General features: G+C 60.5%; 19 protein-coding genes. All 19 read right to left on the bottom strand.

All coding sequences use genetic code 11. The features are described 5' to 3' along the window. Positions 1-2 precede the first annotated feature (2 nt). Complete coding sequence (locus tag ACYQ54_RS26645; RefSeq protein ID WP_460087848.1) at positions 3-1157, bottom strand: acyl-CoA dehydrogenase family protein; 1155 nt, start codon at positions 1155-1157, stop codon at positions 3-5. Beyond that, a complete protein-coding gene (locus ACYQ54_RS26650) occupies positions 1157-1957 on the bottom strand; it encodes an enoyl-CoA hydratase family protein (protein WP_460087849.1) in 801 nt (266 codons plus the stop codon). Before ACYQ54_RS26650 ends, ACYQ54_RS26645 begins: the two co-directional genes overlap by 1 nt. Continuing rightward, positions 1947-2429, bottom strand: coding sequence for a MarR family winged helix-turn-helix transcriptional regulator (locus ACYQ54_RS26655; RefSeq protein WP_460087851.1), 483 nt, complete (start codon positions 2427-2429; stop codon positions 1947-1949). The genes ACYQ54_RS26650 and ACYQ54_RS26655 overlap by 11 nt, the downstream gene beginning before the upstream one ends. After that, positions 2429-3172: an SDR family NAD(P)-dependent oxidoreductase gene (locus tag ACYQ54_RS26660; RefSeq protein ID WP_460087852.1), complete on the bottom strand. Its 744-nt coding sequence runs from the start codon at positions 3170-3172 to the stop codon at positions 2429-2431. The genes ACYQ54_RS26655 and ACYQ54_RS26660 overlap by 1 nt, the downstream gene beginning before the upstream one ends. Continuing rightward, positions 3169-5463: a bifunctional salicylyl-CoA 5-hydroxylase/oxidoreductase gene (locus tag ACYQ54_RS26665; protein WP_460087853.1), complete on the bottom strand. Its 2295-nt coding sequence runs from the start codon at positions 5461-5463 to the stop codon at positions 3169-3171. The genes ACYQ54_RS26660 and ACYQ54_RS26665 overlap by 4 nt, the downstream gene beginning before the upstream one ends. 148 nt (positions 5464-5611) lie before the next feature. Further along, on the bottom strand, positions 5612-6601 hold the full coding sequence (locus ACYQ54_RS26670; RefSeq protein ID WP_460087854.1) for a LacI family DNA-binding transcriptional regulator: 990 nt from the start codon (positions 6599-6601) through the stop codon (positions 5612-5614). 79 nt (positions 6602-6680) lie between these two features. Continuing rightward, entirely contained in the window at positions 6681-7607 is a 927-nt protein-coding gene (rbsK, locus tag ACYQ54_RS26675; protein WP_460087856.1) for a ribokinase, read from the bottom strand. Then, positions 7604-8014 (bottom strand): D-ribose pyranase, encoded by a 411-nt coding sequence (gene rbsD / locus ACYQ54_RS26680; RefSeq protein WP_460087858.1) that lies wholly within the window; start codon positions 8012-8014, stop codon positions 7604-7606. Before rbsD ends, rbsK begins: the two co-directional genes overlap by 4 nt. After that, entirely contained in the window at positions 8011-9009 is a 999-nt protein-coding gene (locus ACYQ54_RS26685) for an ABC transporter permease (RefSeq protein WP_460087859.1), read from the bottom strand. The genes rbsD and ACYQ54_RS26685 overlap by 4 nt, the downstream gene beginning before the upstream one ends. Then, positions 9006-10574 carry a sugar ABC transporter ATP-binding protein gene (locus ACYQ54_RS26690; RefSeq protein WP_460087862.1) on the bottom strand — a complete coding sequence of 523 codons (1569 nt, stop codon included), beginning with the start codon at positions 10572-10574 and terminating at the stop codon, positions 9006-9008. Before ACYQ54_RS26690 ends, ACYQ54_RS26685 begins: the two co-directional genes overlap by 4 nt. A 77-nt stretch (positions 10575-10651) precedes the next feature. Beyond that, positions 10652-11572, bottom strand: coding sequence for a substrate-binding domain-containing protein (locus ACYQ54_RS26695; protein WP_460087863.1), 921 nt, complete (start codon positions 11570-11572; stop codon positions 10652-10654). A 334-nt stretch (positions 11573-11906) separates the two neighbouring features. Beyond that, a complete protein-coding gene (locus tag ACYQ54_RS26700) occupies positions 11907-12296 on the bottom strand; it encodes a GFA family protein (RefSeq protein WP_460087864.1) in 390 nt (129 codons plus the stop codon). A gap of 84 nt (positions 12297-12380) precedes the next feature. Further along, positions 12381-13121 carry an SDR family oxidoreductase gene (locus ACYQ54_RS26705; RefSeq protein WP_460087867.1) on the bottom strand — a complete coding sequence of 247 codons (741 nt, stop codon included), beginning with the start codon at positions 13119-13121 and terminating at the stop codon, positions 12381-12383. A gap of 213 nt (positions 13122-13334) precedes the next feature. Continuing rightward, complete coding sequence (locus ACYQ54_RS26710) at positions 13335-14789, bottom strand: aldehyde dehydrogenase family protein (RefSeq protein ID WP_460087868.1); 1455 nt, start codon at positions 14787-14789, stop codon at positions 13335-13337. A gap of 11 nt (positions 14790-14800) precedes the next feature. Beyond that, positions 14801-16390: an ABC transporter ATP-binding protein gene (locus ACYQ54_RS26715; protein ID WP_460087918.1), complete on the bottom strand. Its 1590-nt coding sequence runs from the start codon at positions 16388-16390 to the stop codon at positions 14801-14803. Positions 16391-16401: 11 nt separating this feature from the next. After that, positions 16402-17232 carry an ABC transporter permease gene (locus ACYQ54_RS26720; RefSeq protein ID WP_460087870.1) on the bottom strand — a complete coding sequence of 277 codons (831 nt, stop codon included), beginning with the start codon at positions 17230-17232 and terminating at the stop codon, positions 16402-16404. After that, positions 17232-18179 carry an ABC transporter permease gene (locus ACYQ54_RS26725; protein WP_460087873.1) on the bottom strand — a complete coding sequence of 316 codons (948 nt, stop codon included), beginning with the start codon at positions 18177-18179 and terminating at the stop codon, positions 17232-17234. Before ACYQ54_RS26725 ends, ACYQ54_RS26720 begins: the two co-directional genes overlap by 1 nt. Before the next feature lie 101 nt (positions 18180-18280). Continuing rightward, a complete protein-coding gene (locus ACYQ54_RS26730; protein ID WP_460087874.1) occupies positions 18281-19765 on the bottom strand; it encodes an ABC transporter substrate-binding protein in 1485 nt (494 codons plus the stop codon). Next, a complete protein-coding gene (locus ACYQ54_RS26735; protein WP_460087876.1) occupies positions 19752-21077 on the bottom strand; it encodes an acetylornithine deacetylase/succinyl-diaminopimelate desuccinylase family protein in 1326 nt (441 codons plus the stop codon). Before ACYQ54_RS26735 ends, ACYQ54_RS26730 begins: the two co-directional genes overlap by 14 nt. Between the last annotated feature and the right edge of the window lie 13 nt (positions 21078-21090).

A 21090-nucleotide genomic window follows, 5' to 3' on the forward strand; every position in this document is an offset into this window, starting at 1 on the left:
GATCAGTCTCCTTGAAAGGCGCCAAGGGTCTGGCGCGCGATGATGATTTTCTGGACGTCCGACGCACCCTCGTAGATGCGAAGGGCACGGATTTCGCGGTAGAGCTTTTCGACCTGCGTGCCCGAGCGGACGCCGTCGCCGCCGTGAAGCTGCACGGCCTTGTCGATGACCTTTTGCGCCTGGTCGGTGGCAAAGAGCTTCGCCATGGCGGCCTCGCGCGTTACCCGGGGCGCGCCGCTGTCCTTGGTCCAGGCAGCACGGTAAATCAGCAGGGCCGCTGCATCGACATCCAGCGCCATGTCGGCGATATGTCCCTGCACCAGTTGCAGATCGAACAAGGGCGAGCCCTGGATTTCGCGCGTCGTGACCCGTGAAAGTGCCTCGTCCAAGGCCCGCCGGGCAAAGCCCAGTGCGGCCGCGGCGACAGTCGAGCGGAAGATATCCAGGACCGACATGGCGATCCTGAAACCTGCGCCCGGCGTGCCGATCATGTTCTTTTTTGGAATACGGCAGCCGGTGAAACGCAGTGTGGCAAGCGGATGGGGCGCAATGGTTTCCAGGCGTTCGACGACTTCAAACCCATCAAGGTCCGGCGTCACGATGAAGGCGGAAAGCCCTTTGGCGCCCGGAGCTTCGCCGGTTCTTGCAAAGAGCGTATAGAGATCGGCAATACCGCCGTTGGAGATCCACGTCTTTTCACCGTCGAGCACAAAGGCATCGCCGTCGTCGGTGGCGGTCATGGTCGAGTTGGCAACGTCGGAACCGGATTGCGGCTCTGTCAATGCGAAAGCGGAAATCGCATTGCCGGTGCGCGTCAGCGGAAGCCACTCGGCTTTCTGTTCATCCGTACCGAACAGCGAAATCGCGCCGGTACCAAGGCCCTGCATGGCAAAGGCGAAATCGGCAAGACCATCGTGACGGGCCAGCGTCTCACGGATGAGACAGAGGCTGCGTACATCGAGCTTGCCGTCCGGTGCGCCACTATGCTGCAAAAAGCCTGCCTGGCCCAGAGCCGTGACCAGATGCCGGCAGGCAGCATCCGTGTCAGTGTGATCGATATGGGCCAGATGCGTTCCAGCCCAGATCTCAAGCTCCTCGGCAAGACGCCAGTGCTTGTCCTCGAAGAACGGCCAGTGGAGGAAAGATTTATCCGACATCAGTCGCCCTCGAACACCGGCTTTTCTTTCTTGACGAAGGCTTCGTAAGCCCGGCGGAAATCATTGCCCTGCATGCAGATTGCCTGGGCCTGGGCTTCCGCCTCGATAGCCTGATCAAGCCCCATGGACCACTCCTGCGCCAGCATGGTCTTGGTCATGGAATTTGCGAAGGTCGGCCCGGCGACGATGCGTCCAGCCATGTCCATTGCCGTCTGGTCCAGTTCGTCCGCGGGAACCACCGCGTTGAAGAAGCCCCAGGCATGGCCTTCCTCCGCCTTCATGGAACGGCCGAGATAAAGCAGCTCCGCTGCGCGTCCCTGACCGATGATGCGTGGCAGGATCGCGCAGGCGCCCATGTCGCAGCCGGCAAGGCCGACCCTGTTGAACAGGAAGGCAACCTTGGCCTCGGGAGTTGCAACGCGCAGATCGGACGCCATCGCCATAATGGCACCGGCACCGGCGCAAATGCCGTCGACTGCGGAAATGATCGGCTTGCCGCAATTGAGCATGGCTTTCACCAGATCTCCGGTCATGCGGGTGAAGGCCAGAAGCTCCTTCATGTTCATTTTCGTCAGCGGGCCGATGATGTCGTGAACGTCGCCACCGGAACTGAAGTTGCCGCCGTTCGGCAGGATCACCACCGCGTGGACATCGTCGGCATAGACGAGATCCCGGAACCAGTCGCGCAATTCGGCATAGCTTTCGAAGGTCAACGGGTTCTTGCGTTCCGGCCGGTCGAGCGCGATACGCGCAATGCCGTTCGCGATCTCACATTTGAAATGCGTCACGTCACTTCGCATTGCTGCTCTCCTCTTGGCTTTGACGTTTCAGGACCAGATCAAGGCGGCTCGAAAGCGCCGCGATATCTTCCGACGACCAGCCGTCCAGCAGCTCGTCGATCCAGGTTTCGTGATGGGTGGCAAGTTCCTCGAAGGCGGCCCGGCCCTTCGGCGTCAAGCGGGCCACCTGTGCCCGCCGGTCGCCCGGAACGGCAACACGCAGCGCCAGGCCTTCCTCGGTCAGCTTGTCGACAATGCCGGTGACATTTCCGTTCGACACCTTCAGGAAGGTGGACAGTTCCGACATTTTCAACCCATCGGGAAAACGGGCGAGCGCCGACATGACGTCGAACCGCGGCAACGTCGTTCCATGCTGATCGCGCAGGTTCCGGCGGATCTCGGCTTCGATGCCGTTGACGGATTTCAAAAGCTTCAGCCACAGGCGCAAGCGCGTCTTGGACAAGGCTTCCTGTTTCGCTGCAGTTTCCGGCATCACAGCTCCCCTCCCGAAAGTGTCAGCGCGTGGCCGTTGATCGACACCGCCCCGTCCGAACACAGATAGAGCGCAGCATCGGCAACTTCCGAAACCTGAATGAAACGCCCTTGCGGATTGTCCGCTTTCAGGCTGTCCGCCGCGGCTTCACGGCTCATGCCGGTCTTTTCGACGATCGTATCAATGGAGCGCTGCAGAAGTGGGGTCTCGATGAAGCCCGGGCAAATGGCATTGACCGTGATGCCGGTTCTGGCCAGTTCCCGCGCCAGCGAACGCGTCAAACCGACAACGGCGTGTTTGGCAGCGCTGTAGGCACTCACATAGGGATAGCCGCGCAAGCCGGCCGTGGAAGCAATCGCGACCATGCGCCCCCAGCCACTCGCCTTCATATCAGGCAGGACAGCCTGCCAGACGTTGGACACGCCGAAGAGATTGACTGCCAGCATGGCCTGAAAATCTTCCGGTGTGGTGCGGGCAAAAGGTTTGCTGCTGACGGCACCAGCGTTTGCGATCACCACGTCAACCGGACCGTTCACCTGCCTGGCTGCGGCAATAGCGGCCAAAACAGCGTCTGCATCCGTCACGTCGCAGACCTGGTAGGGCAGCTGCTGCGCGGCAAGACTTGCTTCCGTCCGGCCCAAAATGGTGACCTTTGCGCCCTTTTCGGCAAACAGATGAGCGCAGGCAGCGCCGACGCCGCTGCCGCCACCGGTGACAAGAATATGGCGGCCGTCGACACTCATACCTTCAGCATCTCCGCTTCCCGATCGGCCAGACGCCACATCTGGTCGCGGCCGGCGAGATACGGCAACGGCCAGTCAGTGGCGTTGCGATCGCCGATCTTCGCTGCTTCATGCAGTGTCCAGTAGGGATCTGCGAGATGCGGACGGCCGACGGCGACAAGATCCGCCCGGCCTGCCATGAGGATCGAGTTGGCGTGGTCGGCCTCGTAGATGTTGCCGACTGCCATTGTCGGAAGCCCGCCTTCGTTCCGGATCCGGTCGGAGAAAGGCGTCTGGAACATGCGGCCATAGACCGGGCGCGCCTTGGGTGTTGTCTGACCGGCAGAGACGTCGACCAGATCGACACCCGCGTCACGGAAGCGCCGGGCAATCTCGACCGCATCGTCCGGCGTGATGCCTTCTTCGCCCACCCAGTCGCAGGCGGAAATGCGGACCGACATCGGCTTATGATCGGGCCAGACAGCCCGCATGGCGTTGAACACTTCCAGCGGCCAGCGCATCCGGTTGTCCAGAGAGCCGCCGTATTCATCCGTCCGCACGTTGGAAACCGGCGAAATGAACGATGACAGCAGGTAGCCGTGGGCGGCATGAAGTTCGATCATGTCGAAGCCGGCGCGCTCGGCCATCTCGGCGGCCGCCACGAACTCGGCCTTGATCTCGTCCATCTCGGCCAGCGAGATCTCGCGCGGCGTCGCATTGCCATCGGACCAGGGGATCGCTGACGCGGAGACAAGTTCCCAGTTGCCGTCATGAAGCGGCTTGTCCATGCCTTCCCAACCGATCCGCGTGGAGCCCTTGCGGCCGGAATGGCCGATCTGGCAGCAGATCCTGGCATCTGTTTCGGCATGCACGAAATCGGTCAGCCGTTTCCAGGCCGCCTCGTGTTCAGGCGCATACAGCCCCGGACATCCCGGCGTGATCCGGCCTTCTGCACTGACGCAGGTCATCTCGATGAAGACGAGGCCCGCCCCGCCCTTGGCGCGCTCGGCGTAATGGACCATGTGCCAGTCGGTCGGCGTACCATCAACGGCCTTGTACTGTGCCATCGGCGAGACAACGATACGGTTCTTCAACTCCATCTCGCGCAGCTTGAACGGCGTAAACATCGGCGCGCGAACGGGAGAATTCGGGGACACACCGGCCTGGTTCATGAACCATCGTTCGGCGGACTCCAGCCATTGCGGGTCACGCAGGCGGAGGTTCTCGTGGCTGATGCGCTGGGAGCGGGTCAGCATGGAGTAGTTGAACTGGACCGGGTCCAGGTGGAGATACCGTTCGACGTGCTCGAACCACTCCAGGGAGTTGCGCGCGGCCGACTGCAGGCGCAGCACTTCCAGGCGCCGGTCTTCCTCGTACCGCTTGAAGGCGGCCGCCATGTCCGGTTCGGTGTGAAGGTATTCGGCCAGTGCAATAGCTGATTCAAAGGCGAGCTTGGTGCCGGAACCGATGGAGAAATGCGCAGTCGCTGCGGCATCGCCGAGCAGCACCACATTCTCGTGGCTCCACTTCTCGCACAGGACGCGCGGGAACCGGATCCATGCGGAACCGCGGATATGCTTGGCATTGGTCATCAGCGGATGGCCGCCAAGGTGATCCTTGAAGATCTCCTCACAGGTCCGGATGCTGTCGTCCTGGCTCATTTCGCCGAAGCCGAAGGCATCGTAGGTTTCCTGCATGCATTCCACGATGAAGGTCGCCGTTTCATCATCAAACTGGTAGGCGTGCGCCCAGACCCAGCCGTGCTCGGTTTCCTCGAAGATGAAGGTGAAGGCGTCCGCAAACTTCTGATGCGTTCCGAGCCAGACAAACTGGCACAGACGCCGGTCGATATCCGGCTTGAAGGTGTCCTGATAAAGCGTGCGGGTCTTGGAATTCAGACCGTCGCTTGCGACCACGAGATCGTAATCCTTGCGGTAGTCCTCGGCACTGTCGACTTCGGTTTCGAATTTCAGGTTGATGCCAAGTTCGCGCGCCCGCTCCTGAAGGAGCAGGAGCAACTTCATGCGGCCGATGCCACAAAAGCCGTGGCCAGTGGAGACCAGACGCTCACCGCGCATATGCAGGGCGATATCATCCCAATAGGCGAAATTCTCACCGATGGCCTTGGCGCTGACGGCGTCGTTGACGGCAAGGTTCTGCAAGGTCTCGTCGGACAGCACCACGCCCCAGCCAAACGTATCGTCGGCGCGATTGCGCTCGATCACGTCGATCTCGTGGGACGGGTCTCGCAGTTTCATCGAGATGGCGAAATAGAGACCGGCAGGTCCCCCGCCCAGACAAGCAATCCGCATAAGAACCTCCCCTGCTGTGGTACACTCAGCGAACCACAGGGAGATATTTATTTCAAGCCTAAAATTTCAAGCTTGAAATAAATGTCCGTATCTTTGCCAGTTGCCTGACACGTCTGGCGGACCCCGATTGGAAACACTCAATCAAGTTTCAGGAAGCAGAGACCTTCGCCGTCGATTCTCGCACGACGATCTCTCCGGCAATTGCCTCGTCAGCGGCCATCTCGCCGGCAAAGATCCGCTCAACTGCCGACCCTGCCAGCCGTTCGATGGGCTGGCGCAAGGTGGTGAGACGTGGAACGACGAGAGCTGCCAGTGCGATATCATCGAAGCCGGTGACGGAAAGGTCCGCGGGAATGGCGATCTTCAGATCGCGGGCGCAGCGCAGGACACCGATGGCCTGCTGGTCGCTGGCGGCGGCAATGGCTGTGGGGCGTGTCTCGCTGGAAGCATCTTTCAGGATCGCCCGGCCGATGTCCTCCCCGCTGTCGTAATCGAAATGGCCTTCGTGCACGGTGAGCGTGATCGGATCGTCCGGCGTCGACAGGGCCTTGATCCGGGCAACGAAACCTTCCTGCCGCTGGCGGGCAACCTCCATGGATTGCGGGCCGGCGATATAAGCGATGCGGCGATGTCCGAGACCGACAAGATGATCGGCAATCTTGCCCGATCCATCGAAATGATCGGTCGCTACCAATGGATATGGTCCGAAACGGCGGTCGAGCGAAACGATCGGTACATCGGCCTTGTGAGTCTGGCCGCCATCCGACGTTGCCACCACGATGACCCCGCAAACTGCCCTGTCGAGCAGAGCCGCGATCTGGGTCTGTTCGGCTTCCGCGTCGTCGTGTGAATTGGCCAGCATCACGGAGTGGCTGCGTTTCGCAGCCTCCATTTCGATGTTCTTGGCGAGCTGGGCAAAGAAGGGATTGGTGATATCCGGCACCACAAGGCCGATCACGTCGATGCTGTTGGTGCGCAAAGCCCTTGCGGCAAGGTTGGGCTTGTAATCCAGCTCCTGCATTGCCGCGAGCACACGCTCCTTCAGCGGCTGCTTGACGGTTTCGTTTTTGGACAGAACGCGCGAAACAGTACCAACGGACACACCGGCTTTGCGTGCGACGTCTTTGATTGTTGGCATGTTTTGCGTGTCTCCCCGCGCCCCAGGCGATGCCCTCTTGAACCACTCCTGAATGATCGGATCAAGCAATTGAATTCATTCAGGCGATGCGTTGTACGGGGAATGCCTCCATCTCGTCCAGACGCGGCAACGAGGTGGCGGCTCCCTTGCGGGTGGTCGCCAGCGCCGCCGCCTGCATGGCAAAGGCAATTGCATCGTCAATCCCGACGCCCGAAGCGATGCGAGCCGCAAATGCGCCATTGAAGCAGTCACCTGCTGCAACCGTATCAATGCTGCGGACCTTCGGCGCGGGCAAGGCGCCAGTGCTGCCGTCGATCGACCAGGCGACCCCGTCCGCCCCCATTGTGACAATTGCCCCGCGTAAACCAAGGCTCCGCAGGGCTTCGGCTGCCTCGCGTGCGTCTGCCAGCGTTTGCGGTTCATTGCCCAAAAGGCCACCGGCTTCGCCGGCGTTTGGTGTCAGAATATCGAAGCTGGACAGAACGTCGGCAGGCCAGGCCGGATCCGGCGCCGGCGCGGGATCCATGATGACCAGCGCACCGGCCTGGCGGGCCAGCCGAGCGGCAGCCAGAGAAGTTTCCAGACCGATCTCGTTCTGCAAAAGCAGAACACGGCTCTTGCCGAGAATTTCAGCATATTTTGATACATCTTCCGGCGACAACCGGCCGTTGGCACCGGCGGAGAGCCGGATGACATTCTGTCCATCCGGGCCGACATCGATAAAGGCAAGACCTGTTGCCGTCTTCGGCATTTCTTCCAGCAGCGTCGCGACCCCTTCGGGCCGAAGTGCAGCGGCAGCTTCCGCACCGAATCCGTCCCTGCCGACAGCTCCGATGAAATTGACGTCGGCACCAAGCCGGGCGGCGGCGACGGCCTGATTGGCCCCCTTTCCACCCAGCGAGGTGACGGTTTCGCGAACGGAAATCGTCTCTCCGATCTTCGGCCAGCGGTCGAGGTAACTGGTGAGGTCGATGTTGATGCTGCCGACAACGGTAACGAACGTCAAAACGCAACTCCGCTGATGAGAATGATGTTGGCGTAGGGCGTTACCTCACCGGTGCGGATCACGGCCCTGGCCTTCCGGGTCCTGTGCTTGAAGTCCTCATGCGAAAGCCTTGAGACCGTTAATTTCTTGCCCGTTTCCGACGCCCAGAAATCCACCTCGCTCTGCATCAGAGTGGAAAGCTGAACAGAGGCTTCCTCCGCCCAGACAGCCCCTTCAATGACGAGTTCGGATCGCAGCGCGGTGAGCAACTCGTGGAAGCCAGGCACCCCAGGAGTGACGGCAAGGTCGATGACCCTCACCCCGTCAGGCACAGGCAGACCGGCATCGGCAACAACGATTTCGTCCAGGTGCCCGAGAGAGGCGACAAGCGCACTCAGATGGCGGTTCAACAGGGCTGTGCGCTTCATTTGGCTGCGTACTTTGCACGGTAGTAGTCGAGAATGACGGCAACGATGATAACAACGCCGGTGATCATCTGGCGCATGAAGTCGCTGAGGCCGATCAGGATAAGACCGTTGGCGAGAACTCCGATGATGAAAGCACCGAGCAGCGTGCCGATGATCGAACCCCGCCCGCCACTGAGGCTGGTGCCACCGATGATGACAGCCGCGATGGCGTTGAGTTCAAAGCCGATACCGGCAATCGGGCTGGAAATGTTGAGACGCGCCATGTAGACGACCGCCGCAATGCCAGCTGTCAGGCCGCAGATGGTGAAAGCCGCGATCTTGTAGCGGGCTACCGAATGACCGGCGAGCCGGACGGCTTCCTCATTGTTGCCGATACCGTAGATAAGACGGCCGAACACCGTGAAATTCAGCACGAACCAGGCGATGAACACCAGCACGAGCGCCACCAGGAACACCACCGGCACGCCGTAGATCATGGCCGAGCCGAATTCCTCGAAGGCGAAAGGGAAGGAATAGATCGTCTGCGCTTCTGAAACCTGCAGCGCCGCGCCTCGGGCAATGTTCAGCATGCCGAGGGTGATGATGAAGGACGGCAATGACCAGTAGGCGCTGATGGCCCCATTGAGAAAACCGCAGAGGACGCCCGTCAGCGTTGCCGCGACGACTGCAAGCGCTATGGCTTCCGCCGGCCCGAAGCCGGGCAATGTGATCGCCTTGCCGGCAACGACAGCGGCAAAGGCCATCACCGAACCGACCGACAGATCGATGCCGCCGATCAGAATGACGAAGGTCATGCCGACGGCCAGCACCAGGTTGATTGTGATCTGGGTCAGGATGTTGGTGATATTGTTCGGCGTCAGAAAGTGCTCGGTGAAGAGCGAGAAAAAGACGATCAGCGCCAGCAGAGCAAGGCCGATACCCGCATTGTGCAGCACCGTCCGGATGGAGAATTTCGGCGCAGCGGCAGCCGTTTCAGTCAAGGTTTCGGTTGTCATTGGTTGTTTTCCCCGGCGCCCGGCGATTGCCCGTAGGCCAGTTTCAGGATGTTTTCTTCAGAGAAGTCCGGGCGTTTCACTTCGCCCTGGATCTCGTGTTCGGCAAGCACCAGAATGCGGTCGGCCAGCGTCATCAGCTCCGGCATTTCCGATGAGACCACAAGCAGCGCCACGCCTTCGCGGGCCAGATCCTTCAGGATGGCGTATATTTCCGCCTTGGCGCCGACATCGACACCGCGTGTCGGCTCGTCCAGCAGCAACACCTTCGGGTTGCGTGCCAGCCATTTGGCCAGGACAACCTTCTGCTGGTTACCACCGGACAGGCTCGAGGCAGGATCCGACGTCCGTCCGTATTTGAGTGTTAACCGGGCGGCGCTTGAGATGGCCTGGCGCGTTTCCTCCGCAAGCTTCAAAAGTCCCGTGCGGGAGACGGACCCCATGTTGGCCAGCGAGATATTCGCGGCAATGGGCATGCCCAGAATGAGGCCTTCGTCCTTGCGGTCTTCGGTAACGAAACCGATGCCGGCAGCAATGGCGTCACGCGGCCCCTTGAAGCGCACTTCCACGCCATCCCGGAAGATCTTGCCGGAACGCACCGGATCGATGCCGAAAATTCCGCGCAGGATTTCGGTGCGCCCTGCCCCGACAAGTCCGGAGATCCCGACAATCTCGCCATACCGCAGATCAAGGGAAACCCCGCTGGTGCCGGGATTTGCGACCGTCAGAAGATCTTCCAGCCGCAGCGCGCTTGCGCCAAGTTCATGGCCATCGGGCTGTTCGTCCTGCTCGGCGGCAAGCTTGCGCCCTACCATGCGTTGCACCACACCTTCCGGCGTGGTCTCGTTGATCAGGTCCGTTGCGATGGTCTTGCCGTTTCGAAACACCGTCACCCGGTCACAGATGGCAAAGACCTCGTCCAGATGATGGGACACGAACACCACGGTAACGCCATCCGCCTTGATGCCGGCGACGATATCGAACAGGCGTTTGGTCTCGCGCTCCGTCAGAGTTGCGGTCGGTTCGTCCAGGATCAGGATCCGGCTTTTCGACTGCAGCGCCCGGGCAATTTCGACAAGCTGGCGATGTGCGATGCCCAGCGATCGCACCGGCGCGGTCACATCGACATCCGTCAGTCCGATCGCATCCAGTGCCTTGCGGGCGCGCCTGTTCATTTCCTTGCGGTCCAACAGGCCGAAGCTGTTCTTCGGCAGATGCTCAATGGAGATGTTTTCAGCGATGGTGAGGTGTTCGAGCAGGTTGAATTCCTGATGAACCACCTGAACGCCATGATCCTTGGCCTCGTGCGGGTTCGACGGGCGATAAGGTTCACCTGCAAGGGCGATCTGGCCCGCGTCGTAGGGAAACACGCCGGACAGGATCTTGATGAGGGTCGATTTGCCGGCGCCATTTTCGCCAACGAGCGCATGAACCTCGCTTTCGTCCAGAGAGAAACTGACCCCGTCCAGTGCCTTGACGCCACCGAAATGCTTCTTCAGACCCTCGACCGTCAGAAAAGCACGGTCGGGTGCAGCGGCGGGCGCTGCGGCAAGCGATGCTGCTGCCATGATGCGTCCAGTCGTTTTTTGAAGGGGAAACAGCTCCCGCCCTAAAGCTGACCGGGCGGGAGCGTTCTTGAGACTGCTTACTTCGCAGTCACCAATTCAATCGGGGTCTTGACCCAGCCCTGAAGCTGTTCACCGGTTGAAACGACGTCGAGAGCCATATCGATAGCGTTGGCCGCCATGTCGGTGCCGAACTGATCGACGGTTGCCAGCATCCGGCCGTCTTCGATCATCGGACCGACAGCGGGAATATTGTCGAAACCGACCACTTCGATGTCGGTACGGCCGGCGCTTTCGAGCGCCTTGACGACGCCAATGGCCATGGAGTCATTGGCTGCCATCACGCCCTGAAGGTCGGGATGAGCCGTCAGCATGGTGGCGAAAACCTGGTTGGCTTCTTCGGTTTCCCAATGCGCAGTCCGGCTGTCGAGCAGGTCCAGCTTGTATTCGGCGACAGAGTCCTCAAAGCCCAGACGACGCTGTGTGGCATTGTCAGCACCCGGGTTGCCCTCGATGATGACGACCTTGCCGCCCTCACCCAGTTTCTTGCCAAGGGCATCGCCGGCAAGCTTGGCGCCACCGCGGTTGTCCGGGCCGACGAAGGCCAGCTCGACGCCCTGTTGCTTCTTGGCTTCTTCATCGAGTGCAACGTCGAAGTTGATCACTACGATACCGGCTTCCATCGCCTTTTTCAGCGGACGAACCATGGCACGGCTATCAGCCGGAGCAACCACGATGGCATCGACGCCCTGGGTGATGAAATTTTCGACCGCGTTGATCTGCGATTCAAAGTCGGTCTCGTTTTGCATGCCAACGGCCTTGAGCTCGTAGTCGCCACGACGCTTCTGATGCTCCTCGGCACCTACCATCATGTTCTGAAAGAACTCGTTGGCCAGCGATTTCATGATCAGGCCAACCACCGGCTTGTCGTCGGCGAGAGCGGTTCCACCAAGCAAAGCGAGGCCGGTCGCTGCCGCGGCAGCGATTTTCAATAACTTCATGATTTTCCTCCCAAAAAGGCTGCACCTCTCACGCCATTCCAAGGGCGCTATCAGGCTGCCCAATTGAAAGCACGGTCGAAATACGACGTCAATATGAAACGTTTCATTTTTTTGAATGCATTCATTTAGTGCATAGAAATATCGAGCGATTTCAGGGTGTTTCACCTGAATTTAAACGTGAGAAATTGTTTTCGAGAAGGTTCCTGAGCCGGCAAAAAGGATCGAATCCGCTTCCCTGCATCATGCCGGCCACAAGAAGCTCGGCCGTTCGCCGACCCGGAATCCGAATGTCAGCGCGCTGGATGACTCACGATTGACGATTGGAACGAAGACGCTATTCCTCGCGACCCTCGTTTTCCCGGTCGCGCTTGTAGTGCCTGGAAAGCGGAAGCTCCGGCAGCCAGGCTTCGCGGCGAATGGTCCAGAGCTCATAGGTCGGTGTCAGCTGGTCGGGCGCGTCCAGCGCCCCCAGATGCACCTCGGTTTCATCACCCGTTCGCGAAAAAACGGACGACCCGCACCGGGGACAGAAGCACCGCCCCTGGTACTCTCCCGTTTCTCCCTCGTGGCTCACGGCCTCTTCGGGAAAGACGGCTGACGCATGAAACAGCGCACCATGATGTTTGCGGCAGTCAAGGCAATGGCAAAGGCCGACCCGATACGGATCGCCCTCTGCCTCGAACCGGACATTTCCACAAAGGCAACCGCCGGTGTATCGTTTCATGGTCGATTTTCCTTCAGCCAGCTCGATGTCGCACAAGTCTGTTCGACCCTGCAGATACATGATCCAGCCGTGGCTTATCAATCCTCAGATGCAGCGGCCGCCGTCGACTTCCATGGCAACGCCAGTGATCATGCCCGCCTCGTCGGAACACAGGAAGCAGGCCGCATTGCCCATGTCTTCCGGGGTCGAGAAGCGGCCGATGGGGATGGTGGAGAGGAATTTGGCACGCATTTCGGGCGTATCCTCGCCCATGAAGCTTTTCAGAAGCGGCGTTTCACCGGCAACCGGGCAGATTGCATTCACCCGTACGCCCGAAGGGGCCAGTTCCACCGCCATTGTCTTCGTAGCGGTGATCATCCAGCCCTTGGAAGCGTTATACCAGTTCAGCCTGGGGCGCGGGCTGAGACCTGCGGTGGAGGCAACGTTCAGGATCGCACCCTTGCCGGCTTCCGTCATGGCCGGAACGAAGTGTTTCGCCGTCAGATAGACCGACTTGCAGTTGACGGCCATGACCCGGTCGAACTCTTCTTCAGTGACCTCCTGCATCGGCTTGGGCAGATGCGTGATACCCGCATTGTTGACCAGAATGTCGACAGAGCCGAGCAGCGAGGACGCTACGTCGGCCATGTGGCTGACACTGTCATTGCTGGACACATCCGTCTTGATGGCCAGCCCGCCGACTTCGGCGGCAATTTCCTCGGCTAGCTCCAGGTTCAAATCCGCGACCATTACCTTGGCGCCTTCAGCTGCAAACTTACGCACGATACCGGCGCCAAAGCCCGAGGCACCACCGGTAACAATCGCCTTCTTTCCTTCAAGTCTCATACAAACCTCCCGGTTACATTTGTTCGAACGAATTGCGCCATTGCTGAATTCTCAAGTCCTGGCCAAACCTCTTAGGTCGTCATTGCCAAGGTTGAGCCGTGGCATGACGATGCAGAATTCAAAGCCTCACCTTTCACTTCCTGCCGTTGCGGCCTTGAGCCGAGACAGGAGCGACAACGTCAGGATTTGCGAACTCCGCCGAAACCCCTTCCCTTACCCGTGAAACGCCGCCACGGTCTTCAGCGTCGTGAAGCCGTAAAGAGCCTCGAACCCCTTTTCCCGGCCGTGGCCGGATTTACCCATGCCGCCGAACGGCAACTCGACACCGCCACCGGCACCGTAGTTGTTGATGAAGACCTGGCCTGTGCGGATCGTTCTGGCGAGCCGCATCTGGCGCGCTCCGTCGCGGGTCCAAAGGCTCGCAACGAGGCCGTAGTCGGTGCCATTGGCGATTGCAATGGCTTCGTCCTCGTCGTCAAAGGGGATGATCACCTGCACCGGACCGAAGATCTCGTCCCGCGCCAGCACGTGACCGGGGGAAACGCCGGCAAACAGGGTCGGGCAGACATAGTTGCCGCCATCAGGTGCGTCCTGCAGCACGCCTTCCGCCACCTTTTGAAGATCCGCACCCCGGTCCAGAAAGCTGGAGACGATGCCCTTCTGCTTTGACGAGATCAGCGGCCCGACGTCGAGATCGTTCAGCGCCGGTCCGACCCTCAGCGCCCCATAGCGAGCCGCCATGCGTTCGGTCACCTGATCAAGGACAGACCTGTGAACCAGAATTCGCGAGGACGCCGAACAGGTCTGGCCGGCATTCTGGATGCCAGCGTTGACCAGAAACGGCAGGGCGGCATCGAGATCGGCATCCTCGAACACAAGCTGAGGCGACTTGCCGCCGAGTTCCAGCGTGACCGGAACAACGTTTTTTGCCGCTGCCGTCTGCACCTGAACACCGGTCGCGACCGATCCGGTGAAGGAAATGTGGTGAACGCGCGAATGAGCAGTCAGCGCTGCACCGGCTTCGGACCCGAGCCCCGGAACGACGTTCAACGCCCCGGCTGGCAAACCAGCCTGGCGAGCAAGATCCGCAAAGGCGAGTGCCGTCAGGCAGGCATCTTCCGCCGGTTTCAACACACATGCGTTGCCCGTTGCCAGGGCCGCGCCGACAGATCGGCCGATGATCTGCATCGGGTAGTTCCACGGTACGATATGTCCCGTGACGCCATGCGGTTCGCGCAAGGTGTAGACCGTGTAGCCGTCGAGATAGGGAATGGTTTCGCCGTGCAGCTTGTCGGCTGCCCCGCCATAAAATTCCAGATAGCGGGCAAGCGCCACGGCGTCTGCGCGAGCCTGTTTCAGCGGCTTGCCGACATCGATGGATTCGATCCGCGCCAGATGATCGACCTTCTCCAGCACCAGCTCGCGCAAGCGGAACAGAAACCGGCCGCGCTCGGCAGCGTTTGTCCGGCCCCACTCCCCTGCCATTGCGGCTTCTGCCGCATCGACCGCAGCATCTATGTCCGCAGCTCCACCGCGGGCGATCGCGCCGATACGCGCCCCGGTCGACGGATTGTTGAGCGGCAATTGCTCACCGCCGGCAGGGTCCACCCATTTTCCGCCGATCAGGCATTTTGACGGATCGAACCAAAGGTCCAGTTCCTGGGTCATGGGCTTCTCCCTCATGCAATACCGGCCGGCAGAACCGGCGCGGCGGCAACAAGTTGTTGTGTATATGGGTGGTCTGGCTGGTCAAAGACGGTATTCGTCGGACCTTCCTCGACGATCTTGCCGGATTTCATCACCAGAACCCGATCCGTGATCGAGCGCACCACGCTGAGATCATGGCTGATGAAGAGGTAGGTCAGGCCGAACCTGTCGGCCAGATCCGCCAGGAGGTCGAGCACCTGGGCGCGAACAGATACATCCAGCGCGGAGACCGCTTCGTCCAGAATGATCAGATCCGGCTTGATGATGAGCGCACGCGCAATCGCGATGCGCTGGCGCTGGCCGCCGGAAAATTCGTGAATGTACTTGTTGGCGTCTGCCGCGTTCAGTCCAACGCTTTCAAGCGCTTCGGCAATGGCGCTGTCGCGCTCGGTTCCACGCGGGGGATTTGACATGAGATGGAACGGTTCAGTGATCAGCCGCTCCACCTTCCAGCGCGGATTGAAACTGCCATAGGGATCCTGAAACACCACCTGCATGCGCCTGCGCACGATCTGATTTGCGTGGTGATGGGTAAACACCGGAAGGCCGTCGAACAGGATCTCGCCACCCTGAACTTCCTCCAGGCCGAGGATCGCCCGTGTGAGTGTGGATTTTCCGCAACCGGATTCGCCGACAAGACCCAGGCTTTCCCCCTTTCGGATCTCGAAACTGACACCGTCGACGGCGCGAAACTGCGTGGTCTTGCCCCACCAGCCGTGCGTGTGCCCGGTATAATCGCGCACGACATCACGAACCTGCAGCAGGGGCTGCTCCAACGCCTCGTTGCTGCGTTCCGGCACGTGGGCGGAGGCTTCCAGGAGTGCACGCGAATAGGGATGCTGCAGATTGCCGAAAAGATCCTTTGCCGGGCCGCTTTCGACCACCTCGCCCTGTCGCATGATCACCAGATCGTCGGCAAGGTCGGCCACGACGGCGAGATCGTGGCTGATCAGCATCAGGCCCATGCCATCCTCGGCGACAAGACGCTTCAGAAGATCCAGGATCTGGGCCTGGGTCGTGACATCCAGCGCGGTGGTCGGCTCGTCTGCGATCAGGAGTTTGGGCCTCAACGCAATCGCCATGGCGATGACCACCCTCTGGCGCTGGCCACCGGAGAGTTCATGCGGATACCGGCTGAGCGGAAACCGCTCCTGCGGCAGTTCCGCCCGCCGCAAGGCATCTGCCGCCCGCACCAGCGCTTCGGATTTCGAAACACGTTCGTGGATCAGGATGGTCTCCGCAACCTGGTCACCGATGGTCTTCAGCGGGTTGAGCGCGGTCATAGGCTCCTGAAAGACCATGCCGACATCCCGCCCGCGCAGGCCGCACATTTCGGCTTCACTCAGCGAGAGGATGTCCTTGCCTGACAGCGTGATTGACCCGTTGCAAATCGAACCACCCGGCAACAGCTGCAGCACGGAAAAGGCCGTGATCGACTTGCCAGATCCACTCTCGCCGATCACGCCCAGAATGCGACCCGGAGCCACCTCCATTGAGACGTTCTTGAGGATCGGCAGACCGTGGATGGTAAGCGACAGGTCCCGGATGGTCAGAAGGCTCATGCCAGGTTGTTTCATGTCCGGGCCCTCCTGAGTTTCGGATCGAGACTGTCGCGCAGGCCATCGCCCAGCAGGTTCAGGCCAAGCACGGTCAAGAGGATCGCGAGCCCGGGGAACAACGCCAGATGTGGCGCGAGCGATATCATCGTCTGACTGTCGGCCAGCATGCGACCCCAGCTTGCCGTGGGAGGCTGCGCTCCAAGGCCGACGTAGCTGAGGCCTGCTTCAGCCAGAATGCCGAGCGAGAACTGGATCGTGCCTTGAACGATCAGGAGATTGGCGACATTCGGGAGGATGTGCTCCAGCGAGATGCGCGCCGAGCCCTTGCCTGCGACCCGTGCCGCCAGAATGTACTCCCGGTTCCAGAGCGACAGGGCAGCGCCGCGTGTCAGGCGGGCAAACACCGGGATGTTGAAGATGCCGATGGCAATGATGGCGTTGAGCGCCGACGCTCCGAAAACGGCGGTGATCATCACAGCAATCAGAAGGCTTGGAAAAGCAAACACCAGATCGTTGGCGCGCATGATGATCTCGTCCATCAGGCCGCCTTTTCTGGCCGCGGCGGCAAGACCGAGCGGGACGCCGACGGCCATGCCGATGCCGACAGCCACCAGCGCGACGGCAATCGAGGTTCGCGCGCCCACCATGATCATGCTGAGGATGTCACGGCCGAACTGATCGGTGCCGAAGGGATGCAGCCAGCTTGGCGGCTTCATTCGGTTGGCAATATCCAGCACCGTGGTGTCATAGGGAACCCAGACGAGGCTGATCAGCGCGGCAGCCGTGAACAGCAGTGTCAGAACGGCGCCGGGAAGCAATGTGCGGCTGTGGAACAGGAGGTTCATCAACGACGCCTCCGCAGTCTCGGATCGACCCAGGCATAGGCCATGTCGACGGCGAAGTTGACAACGATGACCGCAAAGACCAGCAGCATCACCACGCTTTCGACCACGATCAGGTCGCGCGCGCTGATAGACTGAAAGACCAGCCTGCCGAGGCCCGGCAGGAAGAAGACGTTCTCGATGATGATCGCCCCCGCCAGCAGGAAGGAGAATTGCAGCCCGAGGATCGTCAGCACCGGAATAAGGGCGTTGCGCACCGCATGACGCCAAAGCGCCTGCCCCTTGCTGAGTCCCTTGGCCCTGGCGGTGCGGATGAAATCCTCCCCCAGCGTGTCCAGCAGACTGGATCGCATCACCCGTGTCAGGATGCTCGCCTGCGGCAGGGCAAGCGCGATGGCCGGCAAGGTCAGCGCTTTCATGGCGGCGAAGAAGCCTGCGTCCCACCCGGGAAACCCGCCGGCTGAAAACCAGCGCAGATTGATGGCAAAGACCAGCACCATCAGCATCGCAAACCAGAAATTGGGAATGGCAATGCCCAGCTGGGTGACACCCATGACGGCGCCATCGGCATGGGACCCGCGGCGCGAGGCGGCCCAGATGCCGGCCGGAAAGGCGATCATGGTGCTCAGCACAAGGGCATAGAGGGCCAGCGGCAAGGACACCCAAAGCCTGTCGGCAATCATGCCGCCAACCGGCGTGCGATAGGTGTAGGAGGTGCCGAAATCGCCGACCAGAAGTCCACCGGCCCAGTTTGCGTATCGCTCGACTATGCTGCCGCCAAGGCCCAACTCCTGGCGCAGGGCGGCCAGCGTGTCTTCCTGTGCATTGAGGCCGAGCATGTAAGAGGCCGGGTCACCCGGCACCACTTCCAGAGCCAGGAAGATCACCACCGACGCGGCCACGAGGCTGAGCCCCAGGGACAGAAGGCGTTTCAGGAAATATTGCAGCATGAAGGCGTCGCGTGCCTAACGGCATCAGGTACCGGCAAGAAGGATAGGAGTGAAGGTGGATGCCCGCACATGGGGTGCGAGCATCCACTTCGGTGTATGGGTCAGTCTTCCCAATAGACCGCCGTCAGGTCCGTTGCCTGGGTTGGCTGGTTCTCCCAGAGCCCCTTGATCTTGGCATCGGCGATAGTCGGGAAAGCGAGCTGGAACAGGTATGTGTTGACATAGTCCCTTGAAATCATTTCCTGGGCCTGTTTCAGAAGGCCGGAGCGTTTGGCCGGATCGTTCTCCGCCGTCAGATCGGCGAAGAGCTTCTGGAAATCCGGATTGTCATACTGGAAATAGTAATCCGGCCGGGCATAGATGCCGATGTCCATCGGCTCGGTATGGCTGACGATCGTCAGGCCGAAATCCTTGCCCTTGAAAACCTGCTCCAGCCACTGGGCCCATTCCAGATTGGTGATCTCGGTTTCAATGCCGACGGCCCGGAGCTGTGCCGCGATGATCTCCCCGCCCCTGCGGGCGTAAGATGGCGGCGGCAACTTCAGCGTGGTGGTAAAGCCATCCGCGTAACCGGCCTCGGCCAGCAGTTTCCTGGCAAGTTCCGGATCGTATTGGCTGTTGGCCGTCAGATCGACGTAGTCAGGATTATGCGGCGCGAAATGGGTACCAATCGGCGTGCCGTAGCCGAACATGGCACCATCTATGATCGCCTGCCGGTCAACCGCATGGGCGATCGCTTCCCGAACCTTGATATTGTCGAGTGGCGGCAGCTTGTTGTTGGCGGCAAGAATTGTCTCGCCTTCGGTAGAGCCGACAAGCACCTGGAAGCGAGAATCGGCTTCGAACTGCGGCAGGTTTTCCGGTGCCGGGAAACCGACAAAGGCGTTGACGTCTTCCGCCATCACGGCGGCGAAAGCTGCCGTCGGATCGGAAATGAACTTGAAGGTGACCTTGTCGAGCTTGGCTGGCTCGCCCCAGTAGTCCGCGTTCTTTTCCAGGTCGATACGGTCGCCCTGAACCCAGTCTGTGAACTTGAACGCACCTGTGCCGACCGGATTGCTTTTGATATCGCCGATGGATTCCGGCGCAACGATGACCGCATCGCCCCAGGCCATGTTGAACAGGAAGCTGCCATTCGGCTCCGTCAAGCTCACCTTCACGGTCAACGGATCGACCACCTCGACGCTTTCGATGCCGGCGAACAGGGCTTTCTGTGCGTTCTGGCTGTCATCGGCGCGGGCGCGGTCCAGGCTGAACTTGACGTCGTCTGCCGTCAGATCCGAACCGTCATGGAATTTAACGCCCGCGTGCAGCTTGAAGGTGTAAGTCTTGCCGTCCTCGGAAATCTCCCAGCTTTCGGCAAGGCCCGGATTGACCGAGCCATCGGGACCGAAGCGGGTCAGACCTTCAAAGACGTTGGAATAAAGAACAGAATCAATTGCGCCTGCAGCGGCACCTGTCGGGTCCAGATGCGGTGGTTCCAGTTGCATGGCAACCACGATATCGCTTTTCGCATGGGCCATTCCCATGCTCGCAGCCAACGCCAGGGCGCTGACCAGACCCAATCCAAACTTATGCAAACGCATGACTTCCCCCTTCATTGAGGCTGCTTTCGCTAGGCCTTGCCAAAAGCTCGATCAGCGAACGGCCCATCACCTTTGCAGAATCGAGCATGTCATCCACTCCGACATATTCGTCCGGTTTATGTGCCAGATCCAGAATGCCCGGGCCATAGGCGATACAATTTTTCAGTTTGCCGATACGGTCGATATGCTTCTGGTCGTATGTGCCCGGACTGACGACATACTCCGCTTCGCGGCCCATGGTCTCCGCAATTGCCTTGGCAACGGTCCGCACGACAGGCGCATCCTTTTCCGTCATGGTGGGCAGCACCCTGTGCAATTCGCGCAGGTCAAAGCGGAACTTGTCACGCCGTCCCTCCACCGTCTTCAGCACTTCCAGAACTTCGGCCTGCACGTCGTCGATGTTTTCTTCAAGCAGGAATCGGCGGTCTATCACCATCCGGCAACTGTCCGGCACGCAGGGGCTCGGAAGACCGGTGAAGTCCGCCTCCCCTTCCGACTGGCCGCCGTGGATGGAGTTGATGTTGAGCGTCGACTGTTTGGCCCCTTCCGGCACCACCGGCATTTCCGTGCGTTTCTGCGCCAGGGCGGGAAACAGGCTCTGCTCCATCTCGTCGATCACAGCGCCCATGTGCCGGACGGCGCAATCCCCCAGGAACGGCATCGACCCGTGGGCAATCTCGCCAAATGTTTCCACCTCCGCCCACCAGACGCCGCGGTGGCCCAGGCAGATCCTGTCCTTGTTGAGAGGCTCGGGAATGATGACGTGTTGAACCCGGTCTGGGCTGAAATAGCCCTTGCCGGCGAGATAGGCGACGCCGCCGTAGCCACCTGATTCTTCGTCCGCCGTGCCGCTGATCTCGATGGCCCCGGCAAAATCCGGACAGACGGCAAGAAACGCTTCGGCAGCGACGATGCTGGCAGCCAGACCGCCCTTCATGTCACAGGCGCCTCTGCCGTAGATCTTGCCATCGACGAGTTCCCCGCCGAAGGGATCCTTTGTCCAGCCGTGTCCGACATCGACCACATCGATATGACTGTTAAAATGCACGCATTCGCCCGGCCGGTCACCATCCCGGCGCGCGACAATATTCCAGCGCGGATATCTGTCACTGTCGCCCGGTGTGCCATGCGCCCGGATCAGCTCGATGTCAAAGCCGGACCTCGACAGGCGCTTCTGCAGATAATCGCAGATCTCGCGATAGTTCTCGCCGGGCGGGTTGAGTGTGGGAATGCGCAGAAGATCCTGGGTCAGCGCGATCAGATCATCGCGTCTTCCATCGATCTCCCGGATCAGGTCGTCTGCAAGCGGCATCCCGGCACGGCCT

The organism is Roseibium sp. LAB1 (assembly GCF_054658235.1).

Bases quoted from the DNA above. Each gene is read 5' to 3' on its own strand.
- rbsD (WP_460087858.1), bottom strand. From the start codon at position 8,014: ATGAAGCGCACAGCCCTGTTGAACCGCCATCTGAGTGCGCTTGTCGCC.
- ACYQ54_RS26730 (WP_460087874.1), bottom strand. From the start codon at position 19,765: ATGCGTTTGCATAAGTTTGGATTGGGTCTGGTCAGCGCCCTGGCGTTG.
- ACYQ54_RS26705 (WP_460087867.1), bottom strand. From the start codon at position 13,121: ATGAGACTTGAAGGAAAGAAGGCGATTGTTACCGGTGGTGCCTCGGGC.
- ACYQ54_RS26720 (WP_460087870.1), bottom strand. From the start codon at position 17,232: ATGAACCTCCTGTTCCACAGCCGCACATTGCTTCCCGGCGCCGTTCTG.
- ACYQ54_RS26710 (WP_460087868.1), bottom strand. From the start codon at position 14,789: ATGACCCAGGAACTGGACCTTTGGTTCGATCCGTCAAAATGCCTGATC.
- ACYQ54_RS26695 (WP_460087863.1), bottom strand. From the start codon at position 11,572: ATGAAGTTATTGAAAATCGCTGCCGCGGCAGCGACCGGCCTCGCTTTG.
- ACYQ54_RS26700 (WP_460087864.1), bottom strand. From the start codon at position 12,296: ATGAAACGATACACCGGCGGTTGCCTTTGTGGAAATGTCCGGTTCGAG.
- ACYQ54_RS26715 (WP_460087918.1), bottom strand. From the start codon at position 16,390: ATGAGCCTTCTGACCATCCGGGACCTGTCGCTTACCATCCACGGTCTG.
- ACYQ54_RS26735 (WP_460087876.1), bottom strand. From the start codon at position 21,077: ATGCCGCTTGCAGACGACCTGATCCGGGAGATCGATGGAAGACGCGAT.
- ACYQ54_RS26725 (WP_460087873.1), bottom strand. From the start codon at position 18,179: ATGCTGCAATATTTCCTGAAACGCCTTCTGTCCCTGGGGCTCAGCCTC.
- ACYQ54_RS26655 (WP_460087851.1), bottom strand. From the start codon at position 2,429: ATGCCGGAAACTGCAGCGAAACAGGAAGCCTTGTCCAAGACGCGCTTG.
- ACYQ54_RS26665 (WP_460087853.1), bottom strand. From the start codon at position 5,463: ATGCGGATTGCTTGTCTGGGCGGGGGACCTGCCGGTCTCTATTTCGCC.
- ACYQ54_RS26660 (WP_460087852.1), bottom strand. From the start codon at position 3,172: ATGAGTGTCGACGGCCGCCATATTCTTGTCACCGGTGGCGGCAGCGGC.
- ACYQ54_RS26645 (WP_460087848.1), bottom strand. From the start codon at position 1,157: ATGTCGGATAAATCTTTCCTCCACTGGCCGTTCTTCGAGGACAAGCAC.
- ACYQ54_RS26650 (WP_460087849.1), bottom strand. From the start codon at position 1,957: ATGCGAAGTGACGTGACGCATTTCAAATGTGAGATCGCGAACGGCATT.
- ACYQ54_RS26670 (WP_460087854.1), bottom strand. From the start codon at position 6,601: ATGCCAACAATCAAAGACGTCGCACGCAAAGCCGGTGTGTCCGTTGGT.
- ACYQ54_RS26690 (WP_460087862.1), bottom strand. From the start codon at position 10,574: ATGGCAGCAGCATCGCTTGCCGCAGCGCCCGCCGCTGCACCCGACCGT.
- ACYQ54_RS26685 (WP_460087859.1), bottom strand. From the start codon at position 9,009: ATGACAACCGAAACCTTGACTGAAACGGCTGCCGCTGCGCCGAAATTC.